Raw genomic sequence first — 16,120 nt, forward strand, 5'->3', positions numbered from 1 at the left:
ACCGAGGTTGAAAGCCGGTCTTTCGCTATGCTGAAGGCCCCCTTATGGCGGGGGCGGTTTCATGGAATCATCCGAACGAAAGGATGATCATGAAATCGCAAAGACCGGCACATCTCCGTGCGCCGGAGACCATGGGCTCCGGGACGCACCCGCGGCGCATCGTCGCGACCAACAAACTCGTGGCCATCGTCGCCGCCGTATCGCTCGCCGGAGGATTCGCGGCCGGAACCGGCGGCGTACTCGCGGCGCGACACTTCGGATACGGCGCCGGCTCCTCCGCCATGGGCACGCCGCCGGGCGCGGGCGGCGCGAACACCATGAGCTACGACTACACCGGGTCATACTCCGCCACGCTCACCGCCGACGGCAAGGCCGCCACAGCGAACGGCAAGACCCTGACCGCCACCGCAACCGACCGGAACGTGGCATTGGCGCAGAACGGCGGCACGCTCACCCTTGCCGATGCCACGCTGAACAAATCCGGCGACGGCACGAGCGACGACAACGACAACTTCTACGGCACGAACTCCATCGTGCTCACCGTCGGCGAGAAATCCAAGTCCATCATCAGCGGCAGCAACCTGACCGCCACAGGCTCCGGCTCGAACGGCGTCTTCGCCACGGACTCGGGAACGGCACTCGTCAACGACACCACCATCACCACATCGGCCGACAACTCCCGCGGCCTCGACGCCACCTACGGCGGCACGATCATGGCGAATGCCGTCACGGCGACCACCTCGGGCGACCACAGCGCGACCGTGGCCACCGACCGCGGCGGCGGATCCGTGTCCATCACCGACTCGACCCTGAAAACCTCCGGCTCCGGCTCGCCACTGCTCTACTCCACCGGCGACGTACAGGCGAACGGCGTGAAAGGCGTGGCGACCGGCAGCCAGATCGCCGGCATGGAAGGTCTCAACACCATCCTCATCAACGATTCCACGCTCGAAAGCACCATCACGTCGAAAACCGCCTCCGACCCCGTGGCGAACGGCGTGATCATCTACCAGAGCACATCGGGCGACGCCGAAGCCAGCACCGGCGAACACGCCACGTTCCAAGCCAAGGACTCCACGCTGAAATCGGCCATCGAATCCGGCTCGATGTTCTACTTCACCAACACCACGGCCGACGTGGTGCTCAGCAACACCACGCTCGACTTCGACTCATCCAAGGCGGCGCTCATCACCGCCGCCGGCAACGACTCGAACAACTGGGGGCAGTCCGGCTCCAACGGGGCCACGGTGAACTTCACCGGGCGCGGGCAGCAGCTTGCCGGCGACATCAAGGCCGACACCATCTCCACCGTGAACCTGTACCTGCTGGAAGGCTCCTCATGGAGCGGGTCGGCGACGATAGCGAAGAACTCGGCCGCCTCCGATTCCAGCACCGGTGATGCACCGATAACGGTGAACGTGGACGGCACCTCCACCTGGACGGTGACCAGGAACACCACGATATCCGCGCTCCACGTGGCCTCCGGCGGCCGCGTGGTCGACTCCGACGGCAACACCGCGACCATCGTGGCCGGCGGCAAGACCGTGGTGCAGGGCAGCGGCAACGTGACCGTGACGGTGACCGGCAGCTACTCCACCACCGTGAAAGCCGGCTCCGACACCAAACTCGCGGGCGATGACGGCATCATCGACCGCAGCGCATTCGACAAACAGTTCGGCACCTCGACCACATGGAGCATGGGGTGACATGAGGTGCTGGCCTCGGCGGTGGGTGGCGTGGCTCGGCGGTGGCGCAGTCCGCTGGCGCTGCGGTTCGGCGGCGGGCGGTTCGGCGGCGGCGATTCGATTCGCCGCGAATCGGCGATACGGGCCGGTGCATGAATCCCGCGATACGCCGGCCGCGTACCTGCCCATGGCCGTCGCCGTGGTCGCGTTCACGAATCCCGCGATACACCGGCCGTGCATGCGGCTGGGACGTCGCCGTGGTCACGTTCACGAATTGTTTGATGCGGCGACATTCTGACAATCATTGACATTTTTGAAAGGACAATCATCATGACTACGCAGACACTCAACTCCAGCCTCTTCGGCACTGCGGCGACCGGGCGCACCAAGTTCGTGCCCACCAACTACGGCACCGTGGCGACCAAGGGCAAGACGCTTTCTCTGAAGCACATCATGGCGTCGGTATCGCACGGATTCGGGACGATTGGCGGCGATCGACACGCGGCCGAAACCGGTGCCGCGACGTCGAGTGCTCGGACGTCGGGCGCTCGGTCGGCCAACGTCCGGTCTGTGCGAAGTATCAGTAGTTCGTCGGATTCCGGCGGCGTCGGAGGCGGACGGTCCGCGGGAATCATGCTGCAGGAGGGTTACGGTTTCTCCGGTGGCGGCGGTTCCGGCTCTGGCGGCGGCTACGGTGCCGGCGGTTCGGGTTCCGGTGGTTTCGGCTCGACTGGCGGGAACGGCGGCTTCGGCGGCGGCTCCAATGGTGGCAGCGGCAATGGCGTGAACAGTCCCGCCGGCGGCAGGGGCACAGTCGGCGCTCGTAAGGGTCTTGGCGGCAGGACGTGGGCACTGGTCGTAGCCGTGGCATTGGTGTGCGGTCTTGCGGGCGGTGCCGGTGGCGCGTTCGCGATGACGAAGATTGTCGGTGTATCCGGCAATCAACAGGTGCAGCAGGGGCCGGGCGGTCAGAATGGCAGCAGCCAGAACGGCGGCGGTATGGGCCAGCCGCCGAGCGGCGGCCAGGGCGGTCCCGGCGGACAGGGCGATTCCTCGAACGGCAGCGGTTCCTCCGGCTCCGACTCGAACGGTTCCAATGGCAGCGGCTCCGGTTCGTCGGGTAACTCCGGCGGTACGAATGGATCCAGCTCTTCGAACGGCGATTCCGGCTCGACCAGCGGCAGCTCGTCCTACGATCTCTCCGATAATGCGGCCGACGGCGGTTCGATTGCCGCCTGATCGATGACGCGGTTCTGGACTGACCGGCGGCGTGTTCGTCGAATCGGCGGACGTCGATGAAAAATGCGGTCGATTGGACGACGGTCTTTGTGGCATGGAACGCGATGGATATCATTTCTGGCGTTCCGTGCCACACGACTATGTCATGGAGCGCCAGAAAGGTCATGCTGTGTGTTCCGTGCCACGAATCCGTGCCACGGAACGCGAAAATCCGTCTTTATGCCATTCCGTGACGGCATCTTCGGCGGATGGCGGGACGTCGCTCCCCATAATCGTTGAAATTTCAACGTATGTAATCGCGCCCTGCCGTATGAATGACGATAGATCTGGCAGGGGAATATCCATTGCGGAAAACTTGCGTTCTCTGCCACAAAAACGTGGCAGAGAACGCACTGTCGGCGGATAAGAGCATTCCCTGCCAATGCCCGCCAATGCCCGCCAATATGGCTTTCAGCTCGCGGAATCATCCCACAGGCTCGCGGCTGGTATTCAGTCGGTAAACGCCTCGGCGTAGGACTTGGCGGCGGCGTCCAGCTCATCTTCGGTGATGGCCGACGTGTTCTGCACGAGAATCGGCTCGCGCCACGTAAGGTCCACGCGGAATGCGGTCAGCTCGAACGGGCTGAGCAGTTCCTTCATCGTGTGCTTGTATTCGCCGTCGGTCTGGTAGCGCGACGCCGGCGAGCCGGTCGTCACCACGAGCTGCAGGGTCTTGCCATCGAGCGCGGTGCCGCCGGCGTATGCCCAGCCCGGCGTCAGCACGGTGTCCTTCCACTGCTGCAGCAGGCCCGGTGCGCTGTACCAGTAGAACGGGAACTCAAGCACCAGATGGTCGACCGACTCCACGAACGCCTGCTCGGCGGCCCTGTCCACCTTGAAATCGGGGTAGAGGGCGTATTCGTCGCGCACGGTGACGTTGCCGAGATGGCGGCTTTCCAGCTCGTCGATCAGACGGCGATTGACCTTCGAGGCGGCGTAGTTCGGATGAAACAGCAGGATTCCGGTGGACATGGATTCGTTCCCTTCCATAGATTGGTGGATGACCGGTTCCAGTGTATTGCCGGTGCGTTGCGGTTTCCACGAGATGTCCGTGACGTGTTTGCGTGCATTGACCGCTTGTTTGGGTCGGAACCATGGTTGTCCGTTTGGGAGGCGCCTCGGGGCGTTCATGATGCGTCCGCAGTGTGTTCGTGGCGTATTTGCGACACGCCCGGATTTTTATGACAAACCCTAATGATTTCAAGGCTTTTCGAGGTTTTATGATATTTCGGTTGGACAAATCAAAATATCTGAGTATAGTAATTACTCGTTGCTTCAAGCGACATGCGGACATAGCTTAGTTGGTAAAGCGCGACCTTGCCAAGGTCGAGACCGCGGGTTCGAGTCCCGTTGTCCGCTCGCAGACCCGGGCGGTTGGCGCAGAGGTAGCGCACTTCCCTGACACGGAAGGGGTCACAAGTTCGAATCTTGTATCGCCCACTGAGCCGATTCGTTCGGTGAAACCGATAGCGATATCGGGAGCGTCGGGTGATTGGCGCAGCGGCTAGCGCACTTCCTTCACACGGAAGGGGTCGCAGGTTCGATTCCTGCATCACCCACGATGTGTGCAGGTCTTGCATCTGCCGCAGATAACAGAATACGGGGCTATGGCGCAGCTGGTAGCGCATCTCCATGGCATGGAGGGGGTCGGGGGTTCGAATCCCCCTAGCTCCACGGATACAATCCTCCGAAGCTTCGGCTTCGGAGGATTTTTGTTATGCATGTTTCTAGGTTTGTGGGCCTAAACGTTCGGTAAAAACGAAAAGTGGGTCTAATCGTTCGTGAGGATATGGTTTTCGGTCTCCTTGTGTATGCAATAGACCCACAAACCGTTATATATTTTCGGCTGTATCAAGCCTATTGGTTTTTCTCAATATCCATAACGCATAGGCGATGCAGACGACGCACAATATGATGGAGGTTATCACAGCAGTCATCAACGAACCGTTGACGGAAAAAATGCTTAGGGAATTGATCACCTCATGGGTGACGATGCAGGGCAGCAGGCTTTTGCCTTTGTAGAAAATAATCGTGAACAGGAAGCCTATCGCTGTCGCATAGCAAATCTGCAGGAGCGTGGGTATCGGGTCTTGGCCGTTCAGCAGGTTCACGATATGCCCTATGCCGAATGTGATGCTGGAAATGAAAACCGCGAGTTTTATGTTATCCCTGTACATGGCTGTGAAAAGAAACCCGCGAAAGATGATTTCCTCAATAAACCCGACGCAGATCATACTTACGATGTATAGAACGGTTTCCTCAATCGAGGCATTCATGGTAACGCCGTTCCACAGCGATACGCTTGCAATCAGGACCAGCGGAATGAAGTACAGGTATGTTTTCAAATCCCCTTTGAATGAACATAACCCGTATTGTTGCCACAGGTCATGCCGTTTTATGAAACCTAGGATAAGCAAAACAACGACAATGCCTGCGGGGGCGGTTATTATTTTCGGCGTGCCGAGGGAGGCCGAAAAATGGTCCGCCAAACTCATTGCAACAACATAGGCGATAATCCACACCAGAGCAAAATTCAATTCGCTCTTCTTATATAAGCGATACATGAGCCCATCCTCCCTGATGTGGCCTGGTTTTTTTGTTCCACCCCTACTGTGAGAACTGTGAGACGGTTTGTGCCATCTAGTGTTGATAATACTCGTCCCCCGTCCTCGGGTGTCCTGTAGCCCAGAAAGGCGTGGAGCCGTTTCGTGTTGTGCCACGAGACGAGCCTCATGGTCGCGTGGCACAACACGGCGACCGTCCGAACCGCCATGCCCGCCGCGCTGCCGCTACGGCAGCTGCACCGGCTGCTTGGGATGGGCCTTGCGCCACCACTGCTGCACGAAATAGGCGCCGTAGCAGAACACGATGAACACCAGCTCGGCCCCGAGCGCGAACCGCTGCTCCTTGTCGAAGAAGACCAGCAGGAACGAGGCGGTGCACAGAATGAACGCACCCCACGAGGTCCACGGATGACCGGGAGTCGCATACTTGAGCTCGCCGACCGTGTGCCCTGAGGCGATCCAGCGCTTGCGGAACACGATCTGGCAGTACGCGATGGCGATCCACACCACCACGGCGGAAAGGCCGGAAAGCGCCACGAGCACCAGATACACGGTCGAGGCCGCCACCACCGACGACAGCAGCGCCAGCAGACCGCCGGCCATGGCCGCGCACAGGGCCAGCATCGGCACGCCACGGCGGTTCGTCTTGGCGAACCAACGGGGGATCATGCCTTCGTTGCCCATCGACCACACCATGCGCGTGGATGCGTACAGGCCGGAGTTCGAGGCGGAGAGCACGGCCGTGAGCACCACGAAGTTCATGATGTCGGCCGCGTAGGGGATGCCCACCGAATTGAGCACGAGCACGAACGGGCTTTCGCCGACGCCGGCCTGACGCCACGGGATCAGCGCGCTCATCACCACGATCGAGCTGATGAAGAACAGGACCAGACGCCACAGCGTGGTGTGGATGGCCTTCGGCACCGCCACCTCCGGATTGCGCGTTTCGCCCGCCGTCACGCCGATGAGCTCGGTGCCGGAGAACGCGAAGTTCACGGTCAGGATCGTGGCGAACACGGGCATGAAGCCGTTGGGGAAGATGCCGTCCTTGAACAGGTTGTCGAACATCGGCGCGTGCGTGTACTCCTTCATCGGGATGACGCCGAAGATGGTGAGCGCGCCGATCAGGATGAACGCGCAGATCGCGAACACCTTGATGGAGGCGAACCAGAACTCCGCCTCGGCGAAGAACCGCACGGAAAGGGCGTTCAATGTGAAGATCAGCACGATGCACGCCGCCGACCACACCCAGGTGGGCGTATGCGGGAACCATCGCTGCATCAGCAGTCCCGCGGCCGTGAACTCTGATCCGAGCGCCACCGTCCACGTAAGCCAGTATTGGATGGCGATGACGAATCCGGTGCCCGGTCCGATGAACTTCTCCGCATACACATGGAACGAGCCCGTCACCGGCATGGCCACGGAAAGCTCGCCCAGCGTGAGCATGACCAGATACACGATGACCGCGCCGATCGCGTAGGCGAGGATCGTGCCGATCGGGCCGGCCTGCTGAATCGTATAGCCGGAGCTCAGAAACAGGCCGGTGCCGATGACGCCGCCAAGCGAGATCATCTGCAGATGCCGCGCCTCCATGCCGCGTTTGAGGTTCGTATGCAATGCGTGCTTTTGGTGCGTGCCCGTCTGCTCCCCGCCGTTCTCGTCGGTCAGGGAGCCGGTACGCGCTGCCGTTTCGGTATCGGGCTGGCTCATGATGCTCTCTTCAATGCTGTAAAGTTCCGTTTTCCATTCGTTCGGCTGCCGGTAAGACAGCCCCGAACAGTATACGTTTCCAAGCCTACGAGCATGCGTGGCAGTGCTGACTTAACGCATGTATGCGGCTAGAGTGGAATCGGTTCGGTATTCGCATCGATTATCGAGAAGCAGAGTTTAGAGAAACGCGAGAAATGGAGCATATGATGACTTCTCCGCAGGCAGGATGGTATCCCGATCCGTCGGGTGATCCGACGCAGATTCGTTGGTGGGACGGCACGCAGTGGACGCAGAACGTGATGCCGGCGCAGCAGGCGGCCGCTCCGGCCGCGCAGTCGGCATCCGAGTCGGCGACGGTCGTTTCGTCCGAGGTTGCCGAGCAGTCGGTCGCCGAGCAGCCGGTCGTCGAGCCGTTGTCGCAGACCGACGCGGCCGGCCAGTCGGAGACGCCTGCGGTGCCGCTGCCGACGTATGACGCCGTGTCGACCTCGCAGCCGGAATCTTCCTCGGCGCCGGAGGCCGCCGCGGCCATGGGAGCGGCCGGCCAGCCCGCCGATTACCAGTCCGGATACCAGGGCTACCAGACGCCTGAATACCAGGCCGCGAATGTTCCGGGTACGAACGGCCAGGTTGCGAATGGCGGCTACCAGTCGCCCGATTACCAGTCCGGTTATCAGGGCTATCAGCAGGCGGAGCAGGCATCCGGTCAGCAGCCGACGTATGGCGGTGCCGCGGGCTATCAGCAGGGCGGCTACCAGCAGCCCGGATATCCGCAGCAGGGATATCCGCAGACTCAGCAGAACGCCTATCAGCAGCCGTATCAGTCGGGCTACCCGCAGCAGACCTACCAGCAGCAGCCGTACGGCGGTGCCGCTGCGGACGGCGCGATCTATCCGATGACCGATTCCGACCGTACGCTGCGTATGGTCGCGTTCATCCTGAACATCATCAGCATCGCGGCGACGTTCTGGCTCATCATCCCGTTGGCGTGGATGATCCCGATGACCGTTCGCAGCTGGGGCATCTACAAGGGCACGAAGCCGAACACGATGGCGTTCGGCATCTGCACGCTGCTGTTCTGCAGCCTGATCGGCGGCATCCTGCTGCTGATCTCGACCAAGAACGAGTGACGTCAGACCGGCATTCCGATATACGGGCGCAAACCGCCGAAATCGACGATGTGCGGTGCGTTATGGTCGTTTTCCCGATGGAAAACGACCATTCGGCACCATACATCGCCGATAACGGGGTTCGCGCCCGTATTGTTTTGCGATTGCCGTGATTAGCGCGTGATGTAGTCATGGCCGTGGCGTTGGCAATGGCGCGGACTAGGATGTCCACGGCGAAAAGGAGCGTGACGATAGGAGAGCGGCATGACGGAGGCGAACGCGGAAAAGGGGTCGGCGGAAGGAGAACCGTCTGACAAGGCAACGCCGAACAAGACCACGGCATCCGGGAGTGTGACGACCGACTGGCGGCGCATCGGATGGCTTGTGGCGGCGACGCTCATTCTCGGCGCGATCATCGGCGTCGGCGCGGGCCTGCTGACGCTGCTGCTTTACGGCGTGGAGCATGTGATGCTCGGCTATATCGAGGGGCCGTCGGTCCCCGGACCGTTCGCCGTGCCGTGGGTTCGGCGGGCCATGTCGGTGACGGCCGGCCTGTTCATCGCCGCCGTGATCTGGTATTTCCTACGCACCAGGACCACGAAGGTGCCGTCGGTGAAGAAGGCCGTCTCCGGCGAACGGATGCCATGGTGGCAGACCATCGTGCACGTGGTGTTGCAGATCTTCATCGTCGGATCGGGCGCGTCCATCGGCCGCGAGGTCGCGCCGCGCGAACTCGGCGCCATGCTCGCGCAGCGGTTCTGCGACGTCTTCCATCTCGAACGCGCGGACCGGCGCATGATCGTCGCCGTCGCGGCGGGTGCCGGACTCGGCGGCGTCTACGACGCGCCGTTGGCCGGCATGTTCTTCGCCGCCGAAATCCTGCTCGCCAGTATCTCCACCGAGACCATCGCGTTCGGACTTGGCATGTCCGCCGTGGCGGCCTACGTGGCCTCGCTTATCAAAGGCCATCATGCGTTCTACGACATCACGGCCATGCAGCCGGGGGAGACTCCGAGCCTGATGCTTTTCGCGCTGCTGTGCGGGGCGGCGTGCGGAGTGGCGGGTGCGCTGTTCCGGCGCGGCTCGTCGTGGGCGGAATCGCATAAGCCGGCCGGCGGCCGATCGCTTGGGCTGCTGTGGCAGATGCCGTTGGCCGGCGTGCTGACCGGTGTGGTCGCCATCGCAGTGCCGCAGGTGATGGGCAACGGGCGTGCCGCCGCGCAATTGGGATTCAGCACGTTCGTAGGTGCCGCCGGCGTGGAATCGTCGTCGGGGGCCGTGCAGTCGGCTGCGTCGGCGGCCGCCTCGCCGTGGACGCTGCTGGCCAACGGCGACGATGTGGTCGGCGGCTGGCTGCGCGGCCTTGGTCTCGGCGGCGCGTCAGGTTCAGTCGGCTCGGGTGCCGCGCGCACCGTGCCTAGCCTTGATGTGCGTTATCTCGGCCTTATGCTCGCCATCCTGGCCGTCACGTTCGCTGCGAAGGCCATCGTGACGCTGCTGACCATCCGTTCGGGTGCGTCCGGCGGCGTGCTGCAGCCGGGCATCGCCCTCGGCGCCACGCTCGGCGCGATGCTCGGCCTCGTATGGACGCTCGCGTTCCCCGCCGACTCGATCACGGCGTGCGCGCTCATCGGCGCCGCCGCGCTGCTCTCCGCCTCGCAGCAGGCCCCGCTCATGGCCATGTGCCTCGTCATGGAGCTCACCGAAGCGCCGATCACGTTCTTCGTGCCGGTCGGCATGGCCGTCGCCACGTCCGCGTTCGTCTCCAGCTGGCTGCTCGGTCGCGCCGCCCGCAAGCCGGTCGCCGCCGTCGTTTCCGCCTGATTGCGGTCCAAATCCCCGAAATCCGCGATTCATGGTGCCAAATGGTCGTTTTTCGCGGGGAAAACGACCGTAACGCACCGTAATTTGCCGGGAATGGGTCCTACTGTGGGAGGCATGAGCGAGCAGACGTTGTTCCATGGCAAGGCGCGGGCGTACGCCGACGCGCGGCCCGACTATCCGGCCGCGGCGGTCGACTACATCGGTTCGATGATCGCGGAAGGTTCCGTCGTGGCCGAGGTCGGCGCGGGGACCGGCAAGTTCACCGTGCCGATCGCGCGATACGGCGGCGGCGTTGGGGACGGGCGCGGTGACGCCGGCGGTAATGGGGTCGACGGTCGTGCCGACGGTCCGGCCAAGGCGCGTCGACGTTATGAGATCCGCGCCGTCGAGCCGGACGCCGACATGCGCACCGCGCTGATCGAGGCGACCCGGCCGTACGCGAACGTCACGGTCGTGGACGGTTCCGCCGAACATACGACCCTGCCGGACGCAAGCGTCGACGCCGTCGTCTGCGCGCAGGCGCTGCATTGGTTCGACCACGACACGTTCCTCGCCGAATGCCGGCGCATCAGCCGTGGTCGGCGGCTTCTGCTGGTCTCGATATACAACGTCACGTCGTTCGATTCGGCGATGACCATCGGTGACGCGGCCGGGGTCGGGGACGCCGTGACGAATGCCGCGGTGACGGCCGGAATCGGAGGCGCGGCCGCGGCGGCCGATGCGGCCTCGCCCGGCAACGAGTCCCATGATTCCCAAGGACTGACGCCGGAGGAGATGCACGAGGTCGCCGGCGTCAGCGGACGGCATTTCCGCGAGACGGCCGACGAATTCTTCCATCAGCCGACGATTCGTCGCTTCCCCAATCCGATCCATTACACGCGTGACGCATGGCGCGCCTACATGGACTCACATTCGCACAGTCCGCTGCCGACGGACCCGATATATCCGGCGTTCCGCGCGCAGGTCGACGCCATCTTCGACGACCGGTCCGTCGACGGCATCCTGACCGACGACAACGTCACCATGATCGCCAGCGAGACGCTTGACGTCTGAATTTACGGTGCGTTTCGGTCGTCTTTCGCCGCGAAAACGACCGAAACGCACCATGAATTGGCAGGAGGGGTTTACGTGCCAAAACGTTGGAATCGCAACGATGCAACCAGTGGTTGCGCGCGCGTTGCGGAGGATTTTCGGTTGCGATTCGCCCATGCAACCGCAAGATGGTGGCGGGCTGCGGCACCGTGATGCGATAGTGAGGTCATCGTCCGGACATGACATGATGGAACCGCTACAGAAGGGGCACGACGATGACTTTCCGCACCAATCTGCAATACCTGCGCTCGCGACGCAACATGACGCAGGAGCAGCTGGCCATGCTGCTCGGCGTCTCGCGGCAGGCGATCTCGAAATGGGAATCCGAGAAGGCGTATCCCGAAATGGACAAGCTGCTCGCCATCTGCGACCTGTTCGGCTGTACGCTCGACGACCTCGTGCTCGGGGATGTGAGTCGTCCGGGTGTTGCGGCCGGTGGCGGTTTCGATGGCGGCGTCGGCGGTGGTGCTGGTGATGGTGCCGCTGGTTCCGCCGGTGGTGCCGACGATGGCATTGCCGATGGCGCGGCCGGGAGCTCGGCGGAAGGCCGGGACGGGGCCGGCCGACCGGCGACGGACGGTGAGACGGGAGCCGCCGAAGAGGCCGTGGCGGCGCGAGGTGCGCGAACCGCGGCGCGGCCGGTTTCGACGGCGCCGTCGTCGCCCGGTGCGCCCGGCGAGTCCGGTGCGCATCCCACTGCCGCCGCACTGCCGAAGGATCTGACCGGCTACGACGACCATCGCCGTCGTTTCGCATTGCTGATCGCCTCCGGCGTCGCCGCGATCATCGCGGGCGTCGGCGTCGCGAACCTGTTCGACTCCGAGCATTCCATGCTCGGTGCATCCCCGCTCAACGACTTCCTCACGTTCGCATGCATCTGCATGGGCGTGGTCGTCGGGCTGGCGCTGCTGATTCCGGCCGTCGCATCGCACGCCGCCTTCAAACGGCGTCATCCGTACGTCGAGGACTTCTACACCGAGGACGACTACGGCCGGGAGTCGCGTCTGCTGGTCTTCGGCGTGGTGGCCGGCGTCGCGGCGATTCTCGTCGGCATCGCGGTCGCCGTGTATGCGGGCGACGTGATGGGCGTCGACGCCGGATGGCCGAACATGGTCATGCTACTGCTCGACGCCGCAGCCGTGTTCGGCTTCGTCTACTGCGGAATTCGTCGGTCCATGCTGAACATCGTCGGCTATAACCGGGACGTCGAGACCGAACGTCGCAAACGCGCCGGCACCCTGCCGTTCTCGGCAAGGCTTTCCGGAGCCGTGTCCGGCATCATCATGCTCGTCGCCACGATCGTCGGCCTGGGTCTGCTGTTCTTCGGCGTTGACGACTTCTGGATTCCGTGGCCGGTCGGCGGACTGCTGTGCGCGGTCGCCGGCATCGTCATCGAACTGTTCAAGGACCGTTTCGACCGCTAGACGAAGGCCTACGCCGCCCTCGTCGGGTCCTTCTGGAGGGTGAGGAAGACGAGGGCGACGACCAGCAGGATGGCGATCGACAGGACGCCGAGGCTGGCGTTTCCGGTGAGCGTGGTCGTCGTGGCGACGAGGAACGTGCCGAGGATGGATGCGGTCTTGCCGAAGATGTCGTAGAGGCCGTAGTACTCGTTGGCGTGGTCCTTGGGGATGATCTTGCCGTAGTAGGAGCGGGAGAGCGCCTGGATGCCGCCCTGGAACATGCCGACGAGGATCGCGAGGATCCAGAACTCCGTGGCGGTCTTGAGGAAGAACGTGGCGAAGAACACGATGCCCATGTACGCCACGACGGCGGCCATGATCATCGGCTTGCAGCCGAAGCGGCCGGCGAGACGGCCGTAAAGAATCGCGCAGGGGAACGCCACGAACTGCGTGACCAGCAGCGCCACCACCAGCTGCGTGGAGTCGATGCCGAGCTGCGTGCCGTACGACGTGCTCATCGAGATCACTGTGTTCACGGCGTCGATGTAGAAGAAGAACGCGACCATGAACATCCACAGCGGCTTGTTGCGCACCAGCTTGCGCAGGGTGCCGGCGAGCTCGGTGAACGTGCCGCGCACCGCCTCGCGCGTGTGCTCGCGGGTGGCGCGGTAATGCACTTGACGGTAGCTCGTGAGCAGCGGAATCGTGAACGCCGCCCACCAGACGGCCGTGATGACGAAGCTCGCGCGCGTGCACGCCACCGTGGACCAGCCGGCCAGCGACGGGCCGCCGAAGATCAGGGCGATGCAGGCGATGAACGGAATCGTGGAGCCGACGTAGCCCCAGCCGTAGCCGTGCGAGGAGACCTTGTCCATGCGCTCGTTCGACGTGGTGTCGATGAGCATGGAATCGTAGAAGGTGAGCGAACCGTTGAGGCCGATGGTGGCAAGCACATAGACGATGAGGAACGGCAGCCAGGCGAGCGGCAGGGCGAGCGCCGCGCACATGACCGCGCCGGTGCCGAAGAAGCCGAGGAAGAACTTCACCTTCATGCCCTGCACGTCGGCGATGGAGCCGAGCAACGGCATGAGCAGGGCGATGACCAGCGAGGCGATGGTCTGCGCATAGCCCCATGCGGAGACGATGTTGCCATCGGCCGGCATCAGCGACTTCGCGTAGATGGGTATGACCGCGGTGGAGAGCAGCACGAACGCGGAGTTGCCGACGTCGTAGACGATCCACTTCTTCTCGCGGGACGAAAGACGGCCGCGCGGGGGAGTCGGGAACTCGCCGCGTGCCAAGGCTTCCGGAGCGTCCTGCCCCTTGATGGCGCCGGCATGGTTCGCGGTGTCGGCGGAGGCGGCAGTGGCGGTGTCGGTGTCTGCGGTGCCGGCGATGGTGACGTCGGCAGAGGCGTCGTTCGTGGCATCGGCTCCGAAGTGGTCGGTCATAATACTCCTCGCATCGAATTCAGCTTTCATGGTAACGGCGGATTCCGTGCGATGGCACCCCTGAATATGAACACAGAATGAATTGCCGGGCGCTCTTATGGTTTTCTGCGTATTGGGGGCCGGGGCGTGGCGAGGCAAAGCGGCGTCAGACGGAGCTCGGCTGCTAGAGTGGCAGCAGACGATGCGGTTCACCCGGAAAGGGGCGGCGATGAGCGAGCATACCGGTGATGAAAGGCCTGCCGAGGGACAGGAGGGCTCGTATTCCGAGAAGCGGCCTCGTCATGGGGCGATCGGTGGCGCGTCTTCCGCCGGAACCGGGTTTTCCGTTGGCGCCAGAGCCCATGATGGTCGGACCGGTGTGGGACGGCATGCGGCCCCCGCGGTCGTTCCCGTTCCCCCGTCCCAGCCTGCGGTTTCGCAGCCGGTGCCTCCGCAGCCGGCATCGCATGCGACGTCGTACGCCCAACCGACGCCGTACGTCCAACCGACGGCGGCATATACGCAATCAGGTGCATATCCGCGGCGCTCCGAGACGAATCCGCACCCCGCGTACCCCGTCCATCCGGCGACCGCGCCGGCCGGCGGCCCTGCGGCGGGCTCTCCTACCGGTGCGCATCAGCATTCCGCCCATCCGTCTCCCGCCTACCCGGTTTCTGCCGCGGCATATCCGGCATCCCCGTACTCCGTCGCGACCTATCCCGTCGCGGCGTATCCGGCCGTTCCGTATCCGGCTTCGTATCCAGCGGCCCCATACCCTGTTGTCGCCGCATATCCTGCCGGCCCATACCCGGTGGCCGTTGCGCCGGCGAGGCCTGTGCGATTCTTTCCGGCGGTCAACCTCCGCGACGCCCGCAAGGCGTTCAACCGCGTGGGATGGGCGTTGTTCGTATTCCTCGTCGCCACCGGCGTCGCCGCCAGAATCATCGGCATCATCGCCCGGCAGATCAGTCCCGGCATCACCGGCAACTCCGGCTCGGCCGTCAGCCTGATACTCGCCTCCCTCGCCCAATACGGCGTCGGCGTGCCGCTCTGCCTGCTGTTCTTCCGCCTCGCACCGCAATACCCTCCGCAGCCCAGACCCGACGAGCCCGACGCCCGTCCCGGCATCAAGCGATGGCTGACGTTGTTCCTCATGGGATTCCCCATCATGTACGGCGGCAGCATCATCGGCCAGCTGGTCTCGAACCTGCTGTCGATGGGCAAATACTCCAACGTGCTCGACGACCTTTCCGGCGACGCCGGCGGCACGACGGGCATGGTCGATTTCACCGTGCAATCCATCGTGGTCGTCATCTTCGCGCCTTGCTTCGAGGAACTGGTATTCCGCAAGATGCTCATCGACCGGCTGCGCATATACGGCGAGAAAATCGCGATATTCACGTCGGCCCTGCTGTTCTGCCTCATGCATACGAACACGTATCAGACGTTCTACACGTTCGGATGGGGCCTGATCTGGGCCTACATCTACACGCGGACCGGCCGGCTGCGATACGACATCGCCCTGCACTCCTCCGCGAATCTCGTCGGCGGCGTCATCGGACCGCTCATCATGATGAATCTGGACACATCGGCGCTTGACAACGTGGATTGGAACGACTCGCAGGCCGCAGTCGAGGCGCTCGCCCGTTCGGGGCCGGCGCTCGCGGTCATCGGCGTGTATTTCCTCGCCATGATCGGACTGGCCATCACGGGTCTGGTGCTGCTCATCAGCAAGCGCAAGGAGTTCTTCGTCAAGCAGTCGGAACTGGAGCTTGCGCCACGCAACCGCGTGCGTGTGATGCTTGGCAATCCCGGCATGATCGTGTTCGTGACGTTGACCACTCTGGCTACGTTCGGCGCGCCCATTATCGCCGCGTTCTCGTGACGGTAGCGTAAAAAACTCGATATAATACCCGCTTTATTTGCAATATTGCGCATTTCACGCTAATATCGTGAAGTTGTGTGTTCAGGCCGGGGCCTTCCCGACGGGGACACGGGAAAGACTTGAACAAACAGTAAGTTAGA

At 63.2% G+C, this 16,120-nt stretch carries 11 protein-coding genes and 4 tRNA genes; 11 read left to right on the forward strand and 4 right to left on the reverse strand.

Features of this window, described 5'->3' with window-relative positions:
* Positions 1-89 precede the first annotated feature (89 nt).
* Both GFD18_RS09015 and GFD18_RS09020 read left to right on the forward strand, forming a co-directional pair.
* Positions 90-1,706 carry a beta strand repeat-containing protein gene (locus tag GFD18_RS09015; protein ID WP_225433028.1) on the forward strand — a complete coding sequence of 539 codons (1,617 nt, stop codon included), beginning with the start codon at positions 90-92 and terminating at the stop codon, positions 1,704-1,706.
* A gap of 309 nt (positions 1,707-2,015) precedes the next feature.
* On the forward strand, positions 2,016-2,924 hold the full coding sequence (locus tag GFD18_RS09020; RefSeq protein WP_163199842.1) for a hypothetical protein: 909 nt from the start codon (positions 2,016-2,018) through the stop codon (positions 2,922-2,924).
* Between the two features lie 489 nt (positions 2,925-3,413).
* Here the strand turns inward: GFD18_RS09020 and GFD18_RS09025 are convergent, their stop codons facing one another.
* On the reverse strand, positions 3,414-3,935 hold the full coding sequence (locus GFD18_RS09025; protein ID WP_163199843.1) for an NAD(P)H-dependent oxidoreductase: 522 nt from the start codon (positions 3,933-3,935) through the stop codon (positions 3,414-3,416).
* A 314-nt stretch (positions 3,936-4,249) separates the two neighbouring features.
* On the opposite strand from GFD18_RS09025, the gene GFD18_RS09030 reads away from it, so the two are divergent.
* The 4 genes from GFD18_RS09030 to GFD18_RS09045 all read left to right on the forward strand — a co-directional run bounded on the left by GFD18_RS09030 (position 4,250) and on the right by GFD18_RS09045 (position 4,637).
* Positions 4,250-4,322, forward strand: a tRNA-Gly gene (locus GFD18_RS09030).
* 9 nt (positions 4,323-4,331) lie between these two features.
* Positions 4,332-4,403, forward strand: a tRNA-Val gene (locus GFD18_RS09035).
* A 46-nt stretch (positions 4,404-4,449) separates the two neighbouring features.
* Positions 4,450-4,522 (forward strand) — tRNA-Val (locus GFD18_RS09040).
* A 42-nt stretch (positions 4,523-4,564) separates the two neighbouring features.
* Positions 4,565-4,637 (forward strand) — tRNA-Ala (locus tag GFD18_RS09045).
* Between the two features lie 158 nt (positions 4,638-4,795).
* On the opposite strand, the gene GFD18_RS09050 is transcribed toward GFD18_RS09045, so the two are convergent.
* Positions 4,796-5,527: a CPBP family intramembrane glutamic endopeptidase gene (locus GFD18_RS09050; protein ID WP_163199844.1), complete on the reverse strand. Its 732-nt coding sequence runs from the start codon at positions 5,525-5,527 to the stop codon at positions 4,796-4,798.
* Positions 5,528-5,752: 225 nt separating this feature from the next.
* A complete protein-coding gene (locus tag GFD18_RS09055) occupies positions 5,753-7,237 on the reverse strand; it encodes an amino acid permease (RefSeq protein WP_163199845.1) in 1,485 nt (494 codons plus the stop codon).
* Between the two features lie 206 nt (positions 7,238-7,443).
* On the opposite strand from GFD18_RS09055, the gene GFD18_RS11130 reads away from it, so the two are divergent.
* The 4 genes from GFD18_RS11130 (at position 7,444) to GFD18_RS09085 (ending at position 12,686) form a co-directional block, all read left to right on the forward strand.
* Positions 7,444-8,367: a DUF2510 domain-containing protein gene (locus tag GFD18_RS11130; RefSeq protein ID WP_225433029.1), complete on the forward strand. Its 924-nt coding sequence runs from the start codon at positions 7,444-7,446 to the stop codon at positions 8,365-8,367.
* 243 nt (positions 8,368-8,610) lie between these two features.
* The gene (locus tag GFD18_RS09075) at positions 8,611-10,170 is read left to right on the forward strand and encodes a chloride channel protein (RefSeq protein WP_163199846.1); all 1,560 of its coding nucleotides are present in this window, start codon (positions 8,611-8,613) and stop codon (positions 10,168-10,170) included.
* A gap of 114 nt (positions 10,171-10,284) precedes the next feature.
* Positions 10,285-11,223: a class I SAM-dependent methyltransferase gene (locus GFD18_RS09080; RefSeq protein ID WP_163199847.1), complete on the forward strand. Its 939-nt coding sequence runs from the start codon at positions 10,285-10,287 to the stop codon at positions 11,221-11,223.
* Between the two features lie 254 nt (positions 11,224-11,477).
* The gene (locus tag GFD18_RS09085) at positions 11,478-12,686 is read left to right on the forward strand and encodes a helix-turn-helix domain-containing protein (protein ID WP_163199848.1); all 1,209 of its coding nucleotides are present in this window, start codon (positions 11,478-11,480) and stop codon (positions 12,684-12,686) included.
* Between the two features lie 8 nt (positions 12,687-12,694).
* Here the strand turns inward: GFD18_RS09085 and GFD18_RS09090 are convergent, their stop codons facing one another.
* On the reverse strand, positions 12,695-14,116 hold the full coding sequence (locus tag GFD18_RS09090) for an MFS transporter (protein ID WP_225433031.1): 1,422 nt from the start codon (positions 14,114-14,116) through the stop codon (positions 12,695-12,697).
* A gap of 814 nt (positions 14,117-14,930) precedes the next feature.
* On the opposite strand from GFD18_RS09090, the gene GFD18_RS11355 reads away from it, so the two are divergent.
* Entirely contained in the window at positions 14,931-15,980 is a 1,050-nt protein-coding gene (locus tag GFD18_RS11355; RefSeq protein WP_163199849.1) for a CPBP family intramembrane glutamic endopeptidase, read from the forward strand.
* The last annotated feature ends 140 nt before the right edge of the window (positions 15,981-16,120 follow it).

Origin of the sequence: Bifidobacterium saimiriisciurei (genome assembly GCF_010667655.1) — a bacterium.
Taxonomy (GTDB): domain Bacteria; phylum Actinomycetota; class Actinomycetes; order Actinomycetales; family Bifidobacteriaceae; genus Galliscardovia; species Galliscardovia saimiriisciurei.